Below are 17,178 nucleotides of genomic sequence, written 5' to 3' on the forward strand. Positions count from 1 at the left end.
TGCTCGAACCTTGGTTCGAGCACCCGATACTTTTTGCGCGGACCACAACTAGGGATTGACCACACCAGCCTGGTAGGCAATGACAACGGCCTGTACGCGGTCGCGGGCTCCGAGCTTCGCGAGGATATGACCCACGTGCGTTTTGACCGTGGCCTCGGACAGGAAAAGGTCGCCGGCAATCTCGGGATTTGAGCGGCCAAGAGCGATGAGCTCGAAGACTTCGCGTTCACGGCGTGTGAGCGTCTCTACCGTTTGCATGAGCTCATTGTCCGCTTGCGAATTGCGCTTCAACATTGGCGCCATGTGGTCGAGTAATCGTCGGGTAGTCGAGGGAGCGATGACCGCATCGCCTCGATTCACGGTCCGGATGGACTCGAGCAGTTCTTCGGGCGGAGCGTCCTTGAGCAGGAAGCCGCTGGCACCTGCCTGAATCGCGTTCAGGGCGTACTCATCCATGTCGAAGGTGGTAAGCACGATCACCCGCGGGGATTCTTCTTGGTCTTTGCCCTGTAGCAGACGGGTGGTGGTCTCGATACCGTCCATCTCTGGCATACGTACATCCATGAGGATCACATCGGCCGAACCCAGTGCCGTGGAGGCCAGGGCCTCACGTCCATTTGAGGCTTCGGCAACGACCGTCATGTCCTGCTGTGAATTGATGAGCATGCGAAAGCCGCTACGTACTAAGAGCTGATCGTCGACAAGCGCAACTTTGATTTCGTTGCTAGTGGTCATGGGGCATTAGTCCTCGGAGTAAGGGATAAATACGGACACGGCGAATCCGCCACCGGTTTTTGGCCCGGCGCTGGCAGTTCCATCGTATAGGGCGACACGTTCGCACATGCCTCGCAGACCTTGGCCGGTGCCTTCGTGGGTCAGGGCACCGGCACCGCGTCCGTTGTCTTCGACCGAGATCAACAGGCCGCGGGATTGCCAGCTGAGGATGACGTTCGCGTGAGCGTTGGGACCGGCGTGCTTAAGTACGTTAGTCAGCGACTCCTGCACGCAACGATAGGCCGTTAGTTCGGCGCCAGCAGGCAGGGCGCGGCGCGCGGTGCCTTCGGAGTAGGAACTGACGGACAAGCCGGAGGTTTCGTAACTGGCCACCAAATCAGGGATATCGGTCAGAGTGGGCAAGGGGCGATTCTCGGCGGCTTCATCGGTGCGCAAGACGCCGAGCAGGCGCCGCATTTCACGAAGCGAGGTTCGACCCGTATCGGAGACGGTCTTGAGAGTGTCTATGGCTATCTGCGGATCTTGGGCGGCCGCGTAGCGCGCCCCATCGGCCTGAGTGATGATCACCGACAGTGAGTGCGCCACAATGTCATGCATTTCGCGTGCGATGTGGTTTCGTTCATCAGAGGCAGCAAGATCTCGCTCGTACTGGCGTTCCTGCTCAAGTCGTTTAGCGCGATCGGCCAGTGACTGATAGGCCAGCCGCCTGGTGCGTGCGAGATCGCCGAAAGTCCACGACACGAGGACCACCAAGGAGAGTCCTACGAAAGAGATCAATGAATCGAAGGTGAGGCCCGGGCCTTGCGGCACGGCCGAGAATATCAGCCCCGTGGCCAGCACGGCTCCGAGTATACCTAATCCCAGGGTGACAAAGGACTGCCAGCGTTTACCGAAAACGGCCATGGTGTAGATCATGATCGGCACGGAGATTTGGGAGGGCAGGAACACCCCACCAAATCCCAACTGTAGGATGTGTGCCGCCGCAATCACCAGTGTTGCGGCCCATGGCCGACGACGTCGAACCATAAGTGGGACGGTTTGAGCCACGCTGATGAGTGTGAGACCTATTCCGAAGGTCAAGTTGTACTGGAAGCCTAGGGCCATCCCCGTAGGAACGCAGAGGAGCGTGACCAGTGAACCGGTGATGATATCAACGCGTCCGGGGTGCGTCCGGATCCAATGATCAATTCGGCGGTGCGGGCTGTAGCGATTCAATTCTGTGTACTACCTCTTGCTGGTGGAATCTTTCACCAGCCTACGTTGCTCAACCGCATTGCACCTCATGCTCAGGTCTGAGTGCGCGAGGTCACCAATGGAAACACAGGTCCAGCATTTGAGATGCCTTCTCAAATGCTGGATGTAGTTCGTTAGACTAAGTTCATGGGAAATGTCGTGAATGTTGCAGTGATCCCGGGTGATGGGATTGGTCCTGAAGTCGTTGCCGAGGCAGTCAAGGTGCTGCAGGTCGTTACCAATGGGAGTGAGACCAGCATCGATTTCACCGAGTACAAACTCGGAGCGGAGCATTGGCTGGAGACGGGGGAGACCCTGACCGAAGAAACCCTTCAGGCCATCAAGGGTCATGACGCGATCCTCTTTGGTGCCGTAGGCGCTGCCCCAGGCGACACGCGCATCCCCTCCGGCCTGATCGAACGAGAGTTGTTGCTGAAGCTTCGTTTCTCCTTGGATCACTTTGTGAATCTGCGCCCTTCGAAGTTGTACCCCGGAATCGAAAGCCCGTTGGCTAACCCAGGGGAGATCGACTTCTTGGTGGTGCGCGAAGGCACCGAAGGCCCCTACGTCGGCAACGGAGGAGCCATCCGCACCGGCACGGCCCACGAGATCGCAACCGAGGTGTCGGTGAACACCGCCTACGGCGTGGAGCGAGTCGTACGGGACGCTTTTGACCGCGCCGCGAAGCGCGAACGCAAGCACGTGACTCTGGTACATAAGCACAACGTTCTGGTTCACGCAGGGCACCTGTGGCGTCGCACCGTCGAGGCCGTTGCCACTGAGTATCCGGAAGTAACCCACGATTACTTGCACGTGGACGCCGCGACGATCTTCTTGACTACCAACCCCTCGCGCTTTGACGTGATCGTCACCGACAATCTGTTCGGCGACATCCTCACCGATCAGGCCGGAGCCATCACCGGTGGTATCGGACTGGCGGCTAGTGGCAACATCAATATGGAACGAACCTTCCCGTCCATGTTCGAACCGGTACATGGTTCGGCACCGGATATCGCCGGTCAGCAAAAAGCCGACCCGACCGCGGCTATCCTTTCGGCGGCATTAATGCTCGATCACCTCGGCCTGACCGAAGAAGCCGCGCGAGTTGAGCATGCTGTTGAATTGGAGATTACTTCACGCCAAGAATTGACCGATCAGCGCACCACCAGCGAGATTGGCGATGCAATCGTGGCGTTGCTGGCCTAAGCTAAAAGAAAGTTCGACCATCAGTGCAGGTGGTCGAGCTAATCCACGGACGGGTGCCCCGCCTTTGTGGTGGGCACCCGTTTTTCGTATATCGAGCAAGGAAGTCCGACAGGCAGATGGAATTCACCGAAAATCTCTCAACGAATCGTGCGAGCGATCAGGAACGCGCTCGTGTTTTGGCCAACCCGGGCTTCGGGGACTTCTTCACCGATCACACGGCAGTGATTGACTGGACCGCCAATGCCGACGGTAACGGTGGTTCGTGGCATGATGCTCGAATCGAGCCATACGGCCCCATCGCGTTGGACCCTGCGGCTTCGGTCCTGCACTACGGGCAGGAGATCTTCGAAGGACTCAAGGCATACCAGCACGCCGATGGTAGCGTGTGGACGTTCCGCCCACACGCCAACGCCGCCCGTCTCAATCGTTCGGCTAAGCGTCTGGCGCTTCCGCAGCTGGATGAGGAGGCCTTCGTAGAGTCGCTACGTCGACTCGTGCAAGCCGACCGTGCCTGGGTACCCACCGGCGAAGGAGAGGCCCTATACCTGCGTCCGTTTATGATCGCGACCGAAGCCTTCCTCGGTGTGCGTTCGGCGCGCGAAGTTTCCTACCGCGTGATTGCTTCGCCGGCCGGAAATTACTTCGGTGGTGAGCTCAAGCCGGTATCGATCTGGGTTTCCAAAAACTATGCGCGTGCTGGGCGTGGCGGTACCGGCTCCGCTAAGTGCGGTGGAAACTACGCCGCGTCGCTGGTAGCCCAGATGGAAGCGGAAGCCAACGGTTGCAAGCAGGTTCTGTTCCTCGATGAGTTCAATGACAACGCCGTTGAAGAGCTCGGTGGAATGAACGTGTTCTTCGTCATGAAGGATGGAAGCTTGGTGACCCCGGCACTTACCGGAACCATTCTCGAAGGTGTCACTCGCTCGTCGATCATCCAGCTGGCCAAGGACCGTGGCATGCCGGTTACAGAGCGGAAGATCACGCTCGATGAGTGGCGCGATGGCATTGCCTCCGGTGACATCGCCGAAGTCTTTGCCTGCGGCACTGCTGCCGTGATCACTCCGATCGGTCTGCTGAAGAACGGTGATGAACTAATCGGAGACGAGCAGGCCACCGCTGGTGAAGTCACCATGTCTATCCGTGAAGAATTGCTCGGTATCCAGCTGGGTACCGTCGAAGACCGTCACGGGTGGCTGGAAAAGCTGGCCTAAAAAGCCACGAAAGACGCAATGGCGCTGAGGATCCAAGCTTGATCCTTGGCGCCATTGACATTTACGCGACGACGGTGCGCTCGGTAGAGGCCCGTCGGCAACGAAACTGGCAATAAATGGCCTAGGCTAGAAGGCATGCGCATTGCTCGATTCGTAGTTGACTCAGACCCGCTTTATGGCGTGGTCGAAGACGATAAAGTTCACGTTCTGGCGGGGGATCCCTTTTTTCAAGGAATCAAGACGACCGGTGTTAGCCACGAACTGGACGATGTCCGGTTAGTGGCCCCAATTATCCCGCGCTCGAAGGTAGTCGGTTTCGGTCGGACCTACCGCGAACATGCCGCGGAACTCGGCAACGAAGTGCCGACCGAGCCATTGATGTTCCTCAAACCCAACACCTCCGTGGTCGGGCACGGGGACCCGATCACGTTGCCAGCGTTCTCGGACGAAGTGTCTTTTGAAGGCGAGCTGGCCGTGGTGATCGGCCGAATCTGCAAGGATGTTCCGGCCGAGAAAGTTCCCGAGGTTATCTTCGGATACACCGTGGCCAACGACCTCACTGCGCGTGATGCTCAGCGCACCGACCCTCAATGGGGCCGTGCCAAGGGCTTCGACGGTTCCTGCCCACTGGGACCCTGGATCGAAACATCGCCGGATAACCCAGATGATCTTGGAATCATCAGCCGGGTCAACGGGGAGGTTCGTCAGGACGGCTCAACCAGCGATCTGATCTGGTCCGTCAACGATTTGGTGGCAAAGGCTTCCGAGGCCTTTACGTTGCTGCCCGGTGACGTGATCATGACCGGAACCCCGGCCGGCGTTGGCCTCGTCTCCGAGGGCGACGTTGTGGAAATTGAGATCGAACAGATCGGAACCCTGCGTAGCGTTTTCCGTCGCTAGACACGGATATCGCGCCCAGACCTGCGAGGACAGTATTGCCGAGGCTCCCAACCTCCACGGAGGTGGGGGCCTCGGTGGCGCGTAGGATCGCTTAGCAATTAAGACATAGAATGAAAGCATCATGACTGATCTATCGATGATTCCCGTTGTAACCGACCAGACTCCGGTGCGCGTGCGCTTCTGCCCGTCGCCGACCGGCACCCCGCACGTCGGCTTGATCCGCACCGCCCTGTTCAACTGGGCATACGCCCGCCACACTGGCGGCAAGATGATTTTCCGTATCGAGGATACCGACGCGAAGCGCGACTCCGAGGAAAGCTACAACCAGTTGCTGGACGCTCTGGATTGGTTGGGAATCACCTGGGATGAGGGAGTGAATGTAGGCGGTCCGCATGAACCGTACCGTCAGTCCCAGCGCAGTGACATCTACCAAGACGTGATTGCCAAGCTCCAGGCCAAGGGGCACATCTATGAGTCCTACTCCACTCCGGAAGAAGTGGAAGCTCGGCACCGTGCAGCCGGGCGTGATCCGAAGCTGGGTTACGACAACTTTGATCGCGACCTGACCAACGAGCAGATTGCCGCCTACAAGGCCGAGGGCCGTGAGCCGGTATGGCGCGTTCGGATGCCCGACGAGGACATCACCTTTACGGACCTCGTGCGTGGCGAAATCACGTTCAAGGCCGGCAGCATCCCGGACTACGTCGTGGTGCGGGCCAACGGTCAGCCGCTCTACACCCTGGTCAACCCGGTGGATGACGCGTTGATGGGCGTTACCCACGTCTTGCGCGGCGAGGACTTGCTTTCTTCTACTCCGCGTCAGGTGGTGCTCTACGCCCTCCTGCACGACATTGGTGTGGCCAAGTACATGCCGCTCTTCGGGCACCTGCCTTACGTCATGGGACAGGGCAACAAGAAGCTTTCCAAGCGCGATCCCGAATCTAGCCTGTTCCTACACCGTGACCGCGGATTCATCCCGGAAGGTTTGCTGAACTACTTGGCCCTGTTGGGCTGGTCGTTGAGCGCCGATGAGGACATTTTCAGCCGGAAACAGCTTGTCGAAGCCTTTGACGTCAAGGATGTGCTGTCGAATCCAGCACGTTTCGACCTGAAAAAGGCCGAGGCTATCAACGGAACGCACGTTCGAATGCTCGAGCCGGCAGATTTCCGTGATCGCCTGGTTCCGTACCTGCAGGCCGCAGGCCTCGTAGGGGCGCAGCTCAGCGACCGGGAAAATGAAATCCTCGACGCGGCCGCCCCGTTGGTGCAGGAGCGTATTGCCCTGCTGGGCGAAGCCACCGACATGCTTGAATTCCTCTTCCGCGGCGATGAGGAAATCGAGGTCGAAGACAAAGCACTCAAGGGTATGCCAGCGAATCTCGGAGAAGTTGTACAGGCTTCGATTGATGCACTGGAACCCCTGCAGGAATGGACCGCAGAGTCGATCCAGAACGCCCTGCGCGGCAAGCTCGTTGACGAACTGGAGCTGAAGCCACGTCAGGCCTTCGGCCCGGCCCGTGTAGCAGTTTCCGGCAAGCGGGTTTCTCCTCCGTTGTTCGAGTCCATGGAGATCTTGGGCAAGGATTCGAGCCTGGCTCGTCTGCGTCGGTTCGGCGAAGGCCGCTAAAGGTTTCACGCGTTCGATGAAAACTCTCAAAGACACCCTCGATCTGCATGCGCTAGTGGCGCCGAAGATCGAGGGTGTCCTCTTTGATATTGACGATACCTTGGTGGACCTGCGGCAGGCGGCCATCGACGGTTTCATAGCCACATTAGGGCAGGCGGGTGCACATCTCGAGCCGCAGCAACTCAGGGTGATCGCGGAGGATTTCGCCGATGACGCTGCAGGAGCCTACGAACGCTATATGGCTGGAGAGTTGACCTTTCTCGGTCAGCGTCAAGTGCGGGTCGACCGAGCGTATCGACAGGCTGGTTTACCTGCGCCGAGCGGTACTGACATTGAGCGCTGGGCATCCGACTACGAAAACCGCGTTCAGTCCCAATGGCGTCCATTCACCGATGTTCATGCGCACCTGGACGTGCTGTCATCTTTGGGCCTCAGCTTCGGGGCGGTCAGTAACAATGTTGAAAGTTATCAGCGCAACAAGTTGCTCCGGTCTGGACTCACCGACTTTGCTGTGGTCGTGGGCTCGGATACTGCGGGAGCTCCGAAACCGGATCCGGCACCGTTCCTCGAGGGATGCCGACAACTTGGGAGCACTCCGCAGACCACCTTATATGTTGGAGACAATCCCATAAATGATGTGGTCGGAGCCCAAACAGCTGGGCTTCGGGCGGTCTTGCTCGATCGCGAGGGATCCCATATCGGGCATCGCGGTGTGATCATTCGCGGCCTCGAAGAGCTCTCGAATGCCTTGTGCGCGAGATGAGATTTTGACACGATTTGGCAAGAGTCGAACTTGGCCTGTATAGTTTTATCTCGTGCTGAAGCACGCATAGCATCCGGTGATAACTCGGAAAATATGAATAGCTTCAAGTCACAGTGGGATATGGTGTAATTGGCAACACAACGGTTTCTGGTTCCGTCATTCTAGGTTCGAGTCCTGGTATCCCAGCGCTTCACCAACTTTCGGGTTGGTGAGTCGAGAGAAATCTTGGCATACGGCCCCATCGTATAGCGGCCTAGTACTCCGCCCTCTCACGGCGGCAACGCGGGTTCGAATCCCGCTGGGGTCACCAAATTTTCTCATTTTAGGCATCCGTCAGGATATATACGGCCCCATCGTATAGCGGCCTAGTACTCCGCCCTCTCACGGCGGCAACGCGGGTTCGAATCCCGCTGGGGTCACCAACTAGAATGGTCCAAGCTTCGGCTTGGGCCATTTTTGATTCTGCCACGTTACCCCGTTCCTACCATCCGATAAGGCAAGATGGTGATTATGGAAGTCACTGGCGGGAAGTCGAAGGACACATCGCAGCATCCGGCGGAGCCCACCTCGCTGCTTCAAGCAGTCGATGAGCTCGAGACGGCGCTGGGCCGAGTGCGCGTCGTGGGCGAAGACCCAAGCGCAGTTGAGCTCAAGCGCACTATCAAGCAGGTCACCGATCAAGTCGGGGACTATGTGCGCCCACGCATCGATAGCCTTGATGCGCCACTAGTGGTGGTGCTCGGTGGATCAACTGGTGCAGGCAAATCCACCATCGCCAACTCTCTCCTCCGGCAACGTGTGAGCGTCTCCAGCGCCGTGCGCCCGACGACGCGCGTTCCGGTTTTAATATGCCATCCACAGGACAGAGTGTGGTTCGAAAACCAACGCGTATTTCCCGGGCTCGCCAGACGTTACGGATCGGTCAGTCAAGATTCCATCGCCCCGGGCGGAAACCAATCCATTCAGATCGTCACCGATCACTCAATGGCCCCTGGGTTAGCCCTGGTCGATGCCCCCGATATCGATTCCGTCTCGGCGGCGAACCGGCAACTAGCCGGGCAGCTCATGGCCGCCGCCGACATGTGGTTATTTGTCACCACGGCCAGTCGCTATGCAGATGCAGTGCCTTGGACGGCCCTAGACGAGGCGGCGCAACGCAACATTACAATTTCGGTGGTGCTCAATCGCGTGCCTCCTGGTACCGAAGCCGAAGTGCGCGAGGACCTGCAGCGGTTACTGACTGAACGCAACCTACGTCCAACCCGCTTGCATCTTGTCCTTGAGCAACCTCTCGATGACGAGGGATTCCTCCCCGGCGGCGAAGTCACGGAACTACGGACGCAGTTGGAAGATCTGGCCAGCGATGCTCAAGAGCGCCAGCGCATTGCTCAGCAGACCCTTGTCGGCGTTCTTACCATGCTCGCTGCCACAGTGCATGAAATACAGAATGATCTGGCTGCCCAGGAACAGGAACTGCGAACGCTTCACGACACGGCCCAACGGTACTTCGACCGCGCCAGAGAGCGCTCATTACAGGTTGCCGGAGATGGAAGTCTCTTGCGCGGCGAAATTCTGACCAGGTGGCAAGATTTCGTTGGTACCGGCGAGTTTTTCCGGGGCGTCGAAGGCTTTATTGGCCGATTGCGTGACAAAGTAGGCTCCTACTTCAGCGGCCGCGAGCAAAGCCCGCAGAAGGTCGAGCAGGCGATCGAAAGTGGTATCCACACGATTATTAGTCGTGAGATTGGCGAGGCCGCCAGAGACACCGAACGCCAGTGGGCCCAGACCGCGCTTGGACGTGTATTGAACGCGGAAGCACAGGATCAATGGCGCAGTGAGGACCTAGACGAGGCAACGACTCAACTAGTGCGGAACTGGCAGCGCGACATACTCGACATGATCCGCGCCGAAGGTGCGGGAAAACGAAAGACTGCACGCTTGGCCGCCTTCGGAGTCAACGGCGTCGCAGTGGTGCTCATGGTGGTGGTCTTCGCCTCCACCGCCGGGCTCACCGGACTAGAAGTTGGAATTGCCGGCGGGTCCGCCGTGGTCGGTCAGAAATTGTTAGAAGCCATTTTTGGGGAAGAAGCGGTGCGCCGCATGGCTGCCACGGCGCGCGCTAGTCTCGAATCGCGAATCGCAGAGGTGGTTGAGCAATTCGCCACGCCTTATCTCCAGAGCTGTGAAGCACTCGAGCAGGGCGAGCTCGTGCGTGCCGTGAACACCGCCAACCAGAGCCTGATCGAAAGTCTCAGCCGTGATAACTAAGATGAAAACTCAGAAACGTCGCCAGGCCTTCCACGATCAAGTGTCCCGGCTTTCAGCCGCGCTCGAGCTGGGCTATGACTACCTCCCGTCCGAGGTTCAACAACGCACCGGTGAGGTGCTTGAACGTGTACAGCAACGCCGGCAGCTCTCGGCAGAACACACCGTTATCGGCCTGTTTGGTGCTACCGGTAGCGGCAAATCCAGCCTCTTTAATGCCCTGACCGGAACCGACCTAGCTCGGCCAGGGGCTCGTCGTCCCACAACTACCCGCACATTAGCTGCGGTGTACAAAGCCGAAGGAACTCAGGAACTGCTCGATTGGCTACAAGTCAATGAGCGGCAGGAACTTACAAAGGTCAAGGGACCATTAGCCAAGACCAAAGCTCGCCAAGATGCGGGTCTGATTCTCTTGGATCTTCCAGACATGGATTCAATCGAAGAATCCCATCATGAGATGGTTCGCCGACTCTCGGGGCAAACGGATTTCATGATTTGGGTGCTCGACCCACAGAAATACGCCGATGCCTCGATCCACGAGCATTTCTTGCATAGCCTGATGCCGCAACGCGATAACGTGATTGTCGTTCTGAACCAGATCGACCGGGTGGCATCCAGCGACCGGGCTGCGGTGCTTGACTCGCTACGCACAACCCTCGAGGCAACAGGATTCTCCGGGGTTGAAGTTCTCGCGGTCTCGGCCACGACGGGAGAAGGACTCGAGGAACTGTCTACCCGCATAAATTCGGTGGTATCACAACACGATCAGGCGATCCGCCGACTCCGGGTCGATGTCGATCAACTCGTGCATGAACTTGATGAGCAGTTGACCGTTTCGCATCAGGCACCGGTTCCGGTGGCAGAGCAGCATGTCCTCGAACGTACAGTGGCCCAAGCACACGGTACCGAGAAAATTGCGGATGCCTTGGCTGCTTCCTACCGGTTGGACGCCGCACGCAATACCGGGTGGCCGTTACTCTCCTGGGTGGTCAAATTCAAACGCAACCCATTGAAATCTTTACAGGTCCAGAAGTCCGGGCCGGAGTCCGAGTTGCGATTGTCGTCGCGCCCTGAGCTTTCACCTGTGGAGCAGGCCACTGTCGATAATGCGCTCGACGCCTACACGGCTTCCTCGGTGGGTCAGCTTCCATCCCAGTGGCAACACGCCGCGCAGACGACCCTGCGTGAACCGCGGGAGCGCTTGAACGATGAAATCGATCGAAGTATCGTGGGCACTCCCTTGGGCGCCGATAAGGGGTCATGGTGGTGGCCCATCTTCAAAGTAATTCAGTGGTTATCTTTGGTTGTGGCGCTCGGCGGTGCGTTGTGGCTCGGGGCCGTGGCACTGGCTGGGTACTTCCAATTTGAGCTTCCATCCACGCCCCGGGTCGAGGGCATTGCAATTCCGACCCTCATGGTGCTCATCGGAGTCCTCTTAGGAATCGTTCTTGGCGTTTTGACGGGGCTTCTACACCGTTTGGTCGCTAAGATTAAGAAGCGAACCGCTTTGAACCGACTCAACAAGGCTGTGGCCTTGGTTCTTCAACGAGTGGTGATAGCCCCCATCACTGCGCACCTCACCACTTACAACGAATACGCGGCTCTTGTGCGAGAAGCAGCGCGAAAGGTCGAATAGATTTCTGTGTCAAGCAACGTTTCGGACGAATCTCCTTCCGTCGCCGATCTCGGTGAGGCAGGGATCCTCAGTAGGATCCAACCCTTGCTCGCTGCCGGGGAACCGGTGTTGGGCCCGGGTGACGATGCCGGAGCTTTGAAGGTGTCCGGGGGAGAGATCCTGGTCTCCACCGACACCATCACCGAGGAGCACGACTTTCGACTCATCTGGCCCAGCGGCTACCAGCACAGCGCTTTCGATATCGGCTGGAAATCGGTGGCCCAGAATCTCTCGGATATCAACGCCATGGGAGGTACGGCCACCGGCTTGGTGACCTCACTATCCATGCCGGTCGATACCAAGTTGTCGTGGGTTGAAGACTTTGCCCGTGGCATGCGTGCAGCGCTCGATTCGTTCGGCGCCAGCGCGGTTAGCATGCTAGGTGGAGATCTTGGGCGTTCGGCTCAGATTTCGGTCACCACCACGGTTTTGGGTGAAGCTCTCGAAGGCAAGGTACTTCGCAGTGGGGCTCGCCCCGGCAATGTTGTCGCCTTAGCTGGGCGGGCGGGTGTCGCCCTGGGTGGGCTGAGCATTCTTGAAGGTGACGTGCCGCCCAGTCAGTGGACCCGAGGAATGCGCCGACTGGTCGATGGGCAATGCCGACCGCAGCCACCACTGACCGCCGGGCCGGCGGCAGCTCTGGCGGGAGCCACCGCCATGTTGGATGTCTCTGATGGACTGGTAAGGGATCTGGGTCGGCTCGCCAAGGCCAGCGGAGTCAGCTTCGAATTGGATTCCGTGGCGCTTCAAGATTTGAGCGCGAACTTGGCTCATCAGGCACAGCTAGTAGGACACGACCCACTTGACTGGGTGCTCTATGGCGGTGAGGATTTCGGGCTGTTGGCAACATTTGCCAGCGCCGAAGCGGTACCCGAAGAGTTCGTCGTCATTGGGCGCGGTATGCGCCCGGCAGGTCGCCGAGCCTGCGTGAGCCTCAACGGTGTGAACCTCAGCAATGGCAAGGGTTTCGACCACTTCGAAAGTGGATCGCCAAAGGCCTAAGATTCTCGGCGGCGGGGCGCTACTTTTCGGATTGTGCGCGCAGTAGTTCGGAGAGTTCGTTGGCGGTCTGCACCACTGCTTCGTGGTGAATCTTGCCGGGCTGGCGTGTAAGCCGTTCAATGGGGCCGGACATGGACAGGGCGGCGATAACGCGACCGGACTGACCGCGAACCGGAGCCGACACCGAGGCCACCCCGGGCTCGCGTTCCCCAAGGGATTGGGCCCAGCCGCGGCGGCGAACGCCAGCTAGGATCGTCGGGGTGAAGCGGGCGTGCCGGAGCCCCTCGATGAGCCGGTCATTGTCTTCCCACGCCAGGAGGACCTGGGCTGCGGATCCAGCCTTCATGGATAGTTGCGTCCCCACCGGGATGGTGTCGCGCAGACCGACAGGGCGTTCGGCGCTGGCGATGCAGACGCGGAACTCACCCTGCTTGCGGAAAACCTGCGTGCTTTCACCGGTGAGATCTCGCAGTTTGATCAATAGTGGGCCCGCTGCCGAGACCAAGCGGTCTTCACCGGCGGCACTGGCCAATTCCACTAAACGACTGCCCAGCTCAAAGCGACTATGAATATCGCGCCCCACGAGCCCGTGGTGGACAAGGGACTGCGCGATGCGATGCACGGTTGGGCGGGAGATTCCGGTAATCTCGACCAGCTGAGCCAAGGTGGTGGGACCGTTCTCCAGTGCATTGATAATGGTTACAGCCTTATCTAGGACACCGACGCCGCTGTTAGTAGTCATAGCTTCAGTATCACGTCTCAATATTTGAGATGCAAGTCCAGATACTGGAAAAGTCACTACGTTAAGTGTCAAGGTTGAGGTGTTGTAAATACTTGTACTTGAGGAGTGTGTCGCATGTCTGCCGAGCAGTCGCCACAGACACTGGCCGAGAAGGTCTGGAACGCCCACGTGGTGCGCCGTGGTGAAGGGGAAGGCGCCGCGCGCCAGCCCGATCTGATCTACATTGACCTGCATCTGCTACATGAAGTCACCTCGCCTCAGGCTTTCGAGGGACTGCGTTTGGCTGGCCGCAAATTGCGTCGCCCGGACCTGACGATCGCGACCGAGGATCACAACACCCCGACCTTAGATATCGACAAGCCCATTGCCGATCTGACCAGTCGCACACAGATCAACACCCTGCGTGACAACTGCAAGGAGTTCGGTGTCCGGCTGCACTCGCTGGGCGATAAAGAGCAAGGCATTGTGCATGTGGTTGGTCCGCAGCTGGGTCTGACCCAGCCGGGGATGACCGTGGTGTGTGGTGACTCGCATACCTCCACCCATGGCGCTTTCGGTGCATTGGCCTTCGGTATCGGCACCTCGGAAGTCGAGCACGTCATGGCTACGCAGTCCTTGAGCCTGAAGCCTTTCAAGACCATGGCAATCAACGTCGAAGGTACGTTGAAGGCCGGGGTAACCTCCAAGGACATTATTTTGGCCGTCATTGCCAAGATCGGCACCGGCGGCGGACAAGGGTATGTGCTGGAATACCGTGGATCGGCGATTCGCTCGTTGTCCATGGATGCACGCATGACCATCTGCAACATGTCCATTGAGGCCGGTGCCCGTGCGGGAATGATCGCGCCCGATGAGACCACGTTCAACTACGTCAAGGGCCGTCCGCACGCACCAGAGGGTGAGGACTGGGATGCCGCCGTTGAGTACTGGAAAACGTTGCGTAGCGACGAGGGCGCTACCTTCGACGCTGAGGTCTTCCTGGATGCCGATGAGCTGGAGCCCTTCGTAACCTGGGGTACCAACCCGGGCCAAGGTGTTTCGCTTTCCTCCAACGTGCCAAGTCCCGAAGACTTCGAAGACGAGAACGACCGTCAGGCCTGCGCGCGTGCCCTGGACTACATGGGCTTGACCGGCGGCACCAAGATGAAAGACATTCGCGTCGATACGGTCTTCCTCGGTTCCTGCACCAACTCCCGCATGGAAGACCTGCGAGCGGCGGCCGAAATCATCAAGGGACGGGAAAAGGACCCCCAGGTTCGCATGATTGTGGTTCCCGGTTCGGCTCGAGTGCGACTTGAGGCCGAAGCCGAGGGGCTGGACCAGATCTTCAAGGACTTCGGTGCGGAATGGCGTTTTGCCGGCTGCTCGATGTGCCTGGGAATGAACCCGGACCAGCTCGCCGAGGGGGAGCGTTGCGCCTCGACCTCGAACCGCAACTTCGAGGGACGCCAGGGCAAAGGCGGCCGTACCCACTTGGTCTCGCCACTGGTGGCCGCCGCAACCGCCGTCCGCGGCACCCTGTCCTCGCCCTCTGACCTGGCCAACGTGCCGGTCTCCGTCTAAGGAAGGAACACCCTCATGGAAAAGATCATTACCCACACCGGTATTGGTGTTCCGCTGCGCTCGAGCAACGTCGACACCGACCAGATCATCCCGGCCGTCTACCTCAAGCGCATCACCCGTACCGGATTTGAGGACGCCCTGTTTGCCGGTTGGCGCCGAGATGAGAACTTCATTTTGAACCAGGAAGCCTACAGGCACGGCAGTGTCTTGGTTGCCGGCCCAGATTTCGGTACCGGTTCCTCGCGCGAGCACGCGGTGTGGGCGCTCAAGGATTACGGTTTCAAGGCCGTTCTATCCTCTCGCTTCGCCGATATCTTCCGTGGGAACTCGGGCAAGCAAGGTCTGGTGGCCGCCGAAGTGGCGCAGAGCGACATCGAACTGATCTGGAAGGAACTGGAGAACAATCCAGGAACTCAGATCACCGTGGACCTCGAATCGCGCACCGTGCAGTGCGGCTCGATTTCCGCGCCGTTCCAAATCGACGACTACACACGGTGGCGTCTGATGGAGGGTTTGGACGATATTGGACTGACCCTGCAGCACGAAGATGCCATTGATGCCTATGAATCGCAGCGTCCAAGTTTCAAACCGAAGACACTGCCAGCGAAAACCGCATAGCGCGCCACTAGCAACGCACCGAGACCTTACGGGTGGAATAACCACTGGGTCACGGTGCGTTGCGCTTTTTAAGCAACGATGCTCGGCGCAGTCCGTATGGCATCGGTTTGCTGAAAGGCTGCTCACAAAATGACGCCACGCCACTTCCGGTGCGGGGGCTGTTGGTCCCGGACGGTAGACTTACTTAGTCTTGCGTCATTTGCCCGTCATCGGGGCTAGGCAAGCTCAAACGAACTACGTGATGAGGTTTTCATTCATGGGTAAGATCCTGACGATCCATGGCGGCGTGCCGCTGGTAGGCACTGTACGAGTCGGTGGGGCCAAGAATTTGGTTCCGAAGGCTATGGTGGCAGCCCTGCTGGGCAACAGTCCTTCGGTGTTGCGCAATGTGCCGGAAATTAAGGATGTTGCCGTTGTTCGTAGCTTGCTCGAACTGCACGGTGTCTCCGTGACCCAAGATCCCGACTCGGGGGATCTGACCATGGACCCGGTGAACGCTAAGACGGCTTCAAACCAGGCTATCGACGCTCACGCTGGTGACTCGCGTATCCCAATCTTGCTCTGCGGCCCACTGATCCATTCCATCGGTGAAGCGTTCATTCCCGATCTGGGTGGTTGCCGCATTGGCGATAGGCCCATTGACTTCCACCTTGAGGTGTTGCGCGAATTCGGCGCCACCGTGATCAAGGACGATACCGGTATCCGCCTACTCGCCCCGAACGGCCTGCGCGGCGCCAAGCTGGAACTGCAGTACCCGTCGGTGGGAACCACCGAACAGGTTCTACTTTCGGCCGTACGCGCCAAGGGCGTTACCGAGGTGCGCAACGCAGCCATCGAACCGGAAATTCTCGACCTGATTTCGTTGCTGCAAAAAATGGGCGCGATCATCTCCGTGCACCGTGACCGCATCATTCGCATCCAGGGTGTCGATAAGCTCACCGGTTACGACCACAAGGCACTGCCGGACCGGAACGAGGCCGCCTCGTGGGCTTCGGCTGCGCTGGTTACCAAGGGCGACATTTTCGTCCAGGATGCGCAGCAGCGTGACCTGACCGCCTTCCTGCACGTCTACCGACAGATCGGTGGCGAGTTCGAAGTGAAGACCAACGGCATCCGCTTCTACCACCCCGGGGGAGAGCTAAACCCGCTGGTGCTCGAAACCGACGTACACCCCGGGTTCATGACCGACTGGCAGCAGCCCCTGGTCGTTGCCTTGACCCAGGCCAACGGTGTTTCCATCGTTCACGAAACCGTTTATGAGAACCGTTTCGGATTCACCGATGCTCTCGTGCGCATGGGATCCACCGTTCAGGTCCACACCGATTGCCTTGGGTCCAACCCCTGCCGCTTCGGACAGCGCAACTTCAAGCATTCGGCCGTGGTGGTAGGCCCCGCCAAGCTCAAGGGTGCCGACATTGATGTTCCCGATCTGCGTGGCGGATTCTCGCATCTGATTGCGGCCCTGGCCGCCGAGGGCACCAGCAAGGTCACCGGGATTGAAATCATTAACCGTGGTTATGAGCACTTCACGGAGAAGTTGGCCGCCCTCGGCGCCAACATCGAACTGAGCGCTTAAGGGAAACGAGCGGTAATGTCACCCACTGCGAAATCACGCGAGCCTCGCAAGACCCGCGTGCT

Annotated in this window: 14 protein-coding genes and 3 tRNA genes; 14 read left to right on the forward strand and 3 right to left on the reverse strand. The window is 58.8% G+C overall.

What is annotated here, in order from left to right:
- Positions 1-48 precede the first annotated feature (48 nt).
- Entirely contained in the window at positions 49-735 is a 687-nt protein-coding gene (locus ACJD00_RS07215; protein ID WP_418909124.1) for a response regulator, read from the reverse strand.
- 6 nt (positions 736-741) lie between these two features.
- Complete coding sequence (locus ACJD00_RS07220) at positions 742-1,950, reverse strand: sensor histidine kinase (protein WP_418909125.1); 1,209 nt, start codon at positions 1,948-1,950, stop codon at positions 742-744.
- A gap of 165 nt (positions 1,951-2,115) precedes the next feature.
- On the opposite strand from ACJD00_RS07220, the gene ACJD00_RS07225 reads away from it, so the two are divergent.
- The 11 genes from ACJD00_RS07225 to thiL all read left to right on the forward strand — a co-directional run bounded on the left by ACJD00_RS07225 (position 2,116) and on the right by thiL (position 12,617).
- A complete protein-coding gene (locus tag ACJD00_RS07225; protein ID WP_418909126.1) occupies positions 2,116-3,174 on the forward strand; it encodes a 3-isopropylmalate dehydrogenase in 1,059 nt (352 codons plus the stop codon).
- Positions 3,175-3,290: 116 nt separating this feature from the next.
- Positions 3,291-4,385: a branched-chain amino acid aminotransferase gene (locus ACJD00_RS07230; RefSeq protein WP_309407494.1), complete on the forward strand. Its 1,095-nt coding sequence runs from the start codon at positions 3,291-3,293 to the stop codon at positions 4,383-4,385.
- Between the two features lie 135 nt (positions 4,386-4,520).
- Positions 4,521-5,285, forward strand: a complete 765-nt coding sequence (locus tag ACJD00_RS07235) for a fumarylacetoacetate hydrolase family protein (protein WP_418909127.1) — start codon at positions 4,521-4,523, stop codon at positions 5,283-5,285.
- Positions 5,286-5,406: 121 nt separating this feature from the next.
- A complete protein-coding gene (gene gltX / locus ACJD00_RS07240; protein WP_418909128.1) occupies positions 5,407-6,912 on the forward strand; it encodes a glutamate--tRNA ligase in 1,506 nt (501 codons plus the stop codon).
- Positions 6,913-6,928: 16 nt separating this feature from the next.
- Entirely contained in the window at positions 6,929-7,675 is a 747-nt protein-coding gene (locus ACJD00_RS07245) for an HAD family hydrolase (protein ID WP_418909129.1), read from the forward strand.
- Between the two features lie 114 nt (positions 7,676-7,789).
- Positions 7,790-7,861: transfer RNA gene (locus tag ACJD00_RS07250), tRNA-Gln, on the forward strand.
- Positions 7,862-7,909: 48 nt separating this feature from the next.
- Positions 7,910-7,985 (forward strand) — tRNA-Glu (locus tag ACJD00_RS07255).
- 36 nt (positions 7,986-8,021) lie between these two features.
- Positions 8,022-8,097, forward strand: a tRNA-Glu gene (locus ACJD00_RS07260).
- 88 nt (positions 8,098-8,185) lie between these two features.
- Positions 8,186-9,943, forward strand: a complete 1,758-nt coding sequence (locus tag ACJD00_RS07265; RefSeq protein WP_418909130.1) for a dynamin family protein — start codon at positions 8,186-8,188, stop codon at positions 9,941-9,943.
- A 1-nt stretch (position 9,944) separates the two neighbouring features.
- Positions 9,945-11,576, forward strand: coding sequence for a GTPase family protein (locus ACJD00_RS07270; protein ID WP_418909131.1), 1,632 nt, complete (start codon positions 9,945-9,947; stop codon positions 11,574-11,576).
- A 6-nt stretch (positions 11,577-11,582) separates the two neighbouring features.
- On the forward strand, positions 11,583-12,617 hold the full coding sequence (thiL, locus tag ACJD00_RS07275; protein WP_418909132.1) for a thiamine-phosphate kinase: 1,035 nt from the start codon (positions 11,583-11,585) through the stop codon (positions 12,615-12,617).
- A gap of 19 nt (positions 12,618-12,636) precedes the next feature.
- Here thiL and ACJD00_RS07280 read toward each other — a convergent pair whose 3' ends face one another.
- Entirely contained in the window at positions 12,637-13,359 is a 723-nt protein-coding gene (locus ACJD00_RS07280; RefSeq protein WP_418909133.1) for an IclR family transcriptional regulator, read from the reverse strand.
- 114 nt (positions 13,360-13,473) lie between these two features.
- Between ACJD00_RS07280 and leuC the strand changes: the two genes are divergently transcribed.
- The 3 genes from leuC to murA all read left to right on the forward strand — a co-directional run bounded on the left by leuC (position 13,474) and on the right by murA (position 17,116).
- Positions 13,474-14,922 carry a 3-isopropylmalate dehydratase large subunit gene (leuC, locus tag ACJD00_RS07285; protein WP_418909134.1) on the forward strand — a complete coding sequence of 483 codons (1,449 nt, stop codon included), beginning with the start codon at positions 13,474-13,476 and terminating at the stop codon, positions 14,920-14,922.
- Positions 14,923-14,937: 15 nt separating this feature from the next.
- The gene (gene leuD, locus ACJD00_RS07290; RefSeq protein WP_418909135.1) at positions 14,938-15,540 is read left to right on the forward strand and encodes a 3-isopropylmalate dehydratase small subunit; all 603 of its coding nucleotides are present in this window, start codon (positions 14,938-14,940) and stop codon (positions 15,538-15,540) included.
- Between the two features lie 256 nt (positions 15,541-15,796).
- Positions 15,797-17,116, forward strand: a complete 1,320-nt coding sequence (gene murA, locus ACJD00_RS07295) for a UDP-N-acetylglucosamine 1-carboxyvinyltransferase (protein ID WP_309407477.1) — start codon at positions 15,797-15,799, stop codon at positions 17,114-17,116.
- The last annotated feature ends 62 nt before the right edge of the window (positions 17,117-17,178 follow it).

It is taken from the genome of Glutamicibacter endophyticus, assembly GCF_048457885.1.
Taxonomy (GTDB): Bacteria; Actinomycetota; Actinomycetes; order Actinomycetales; family Micrococcaceae; genus Glutamicibacter; species Glutamicibacter endophyticus.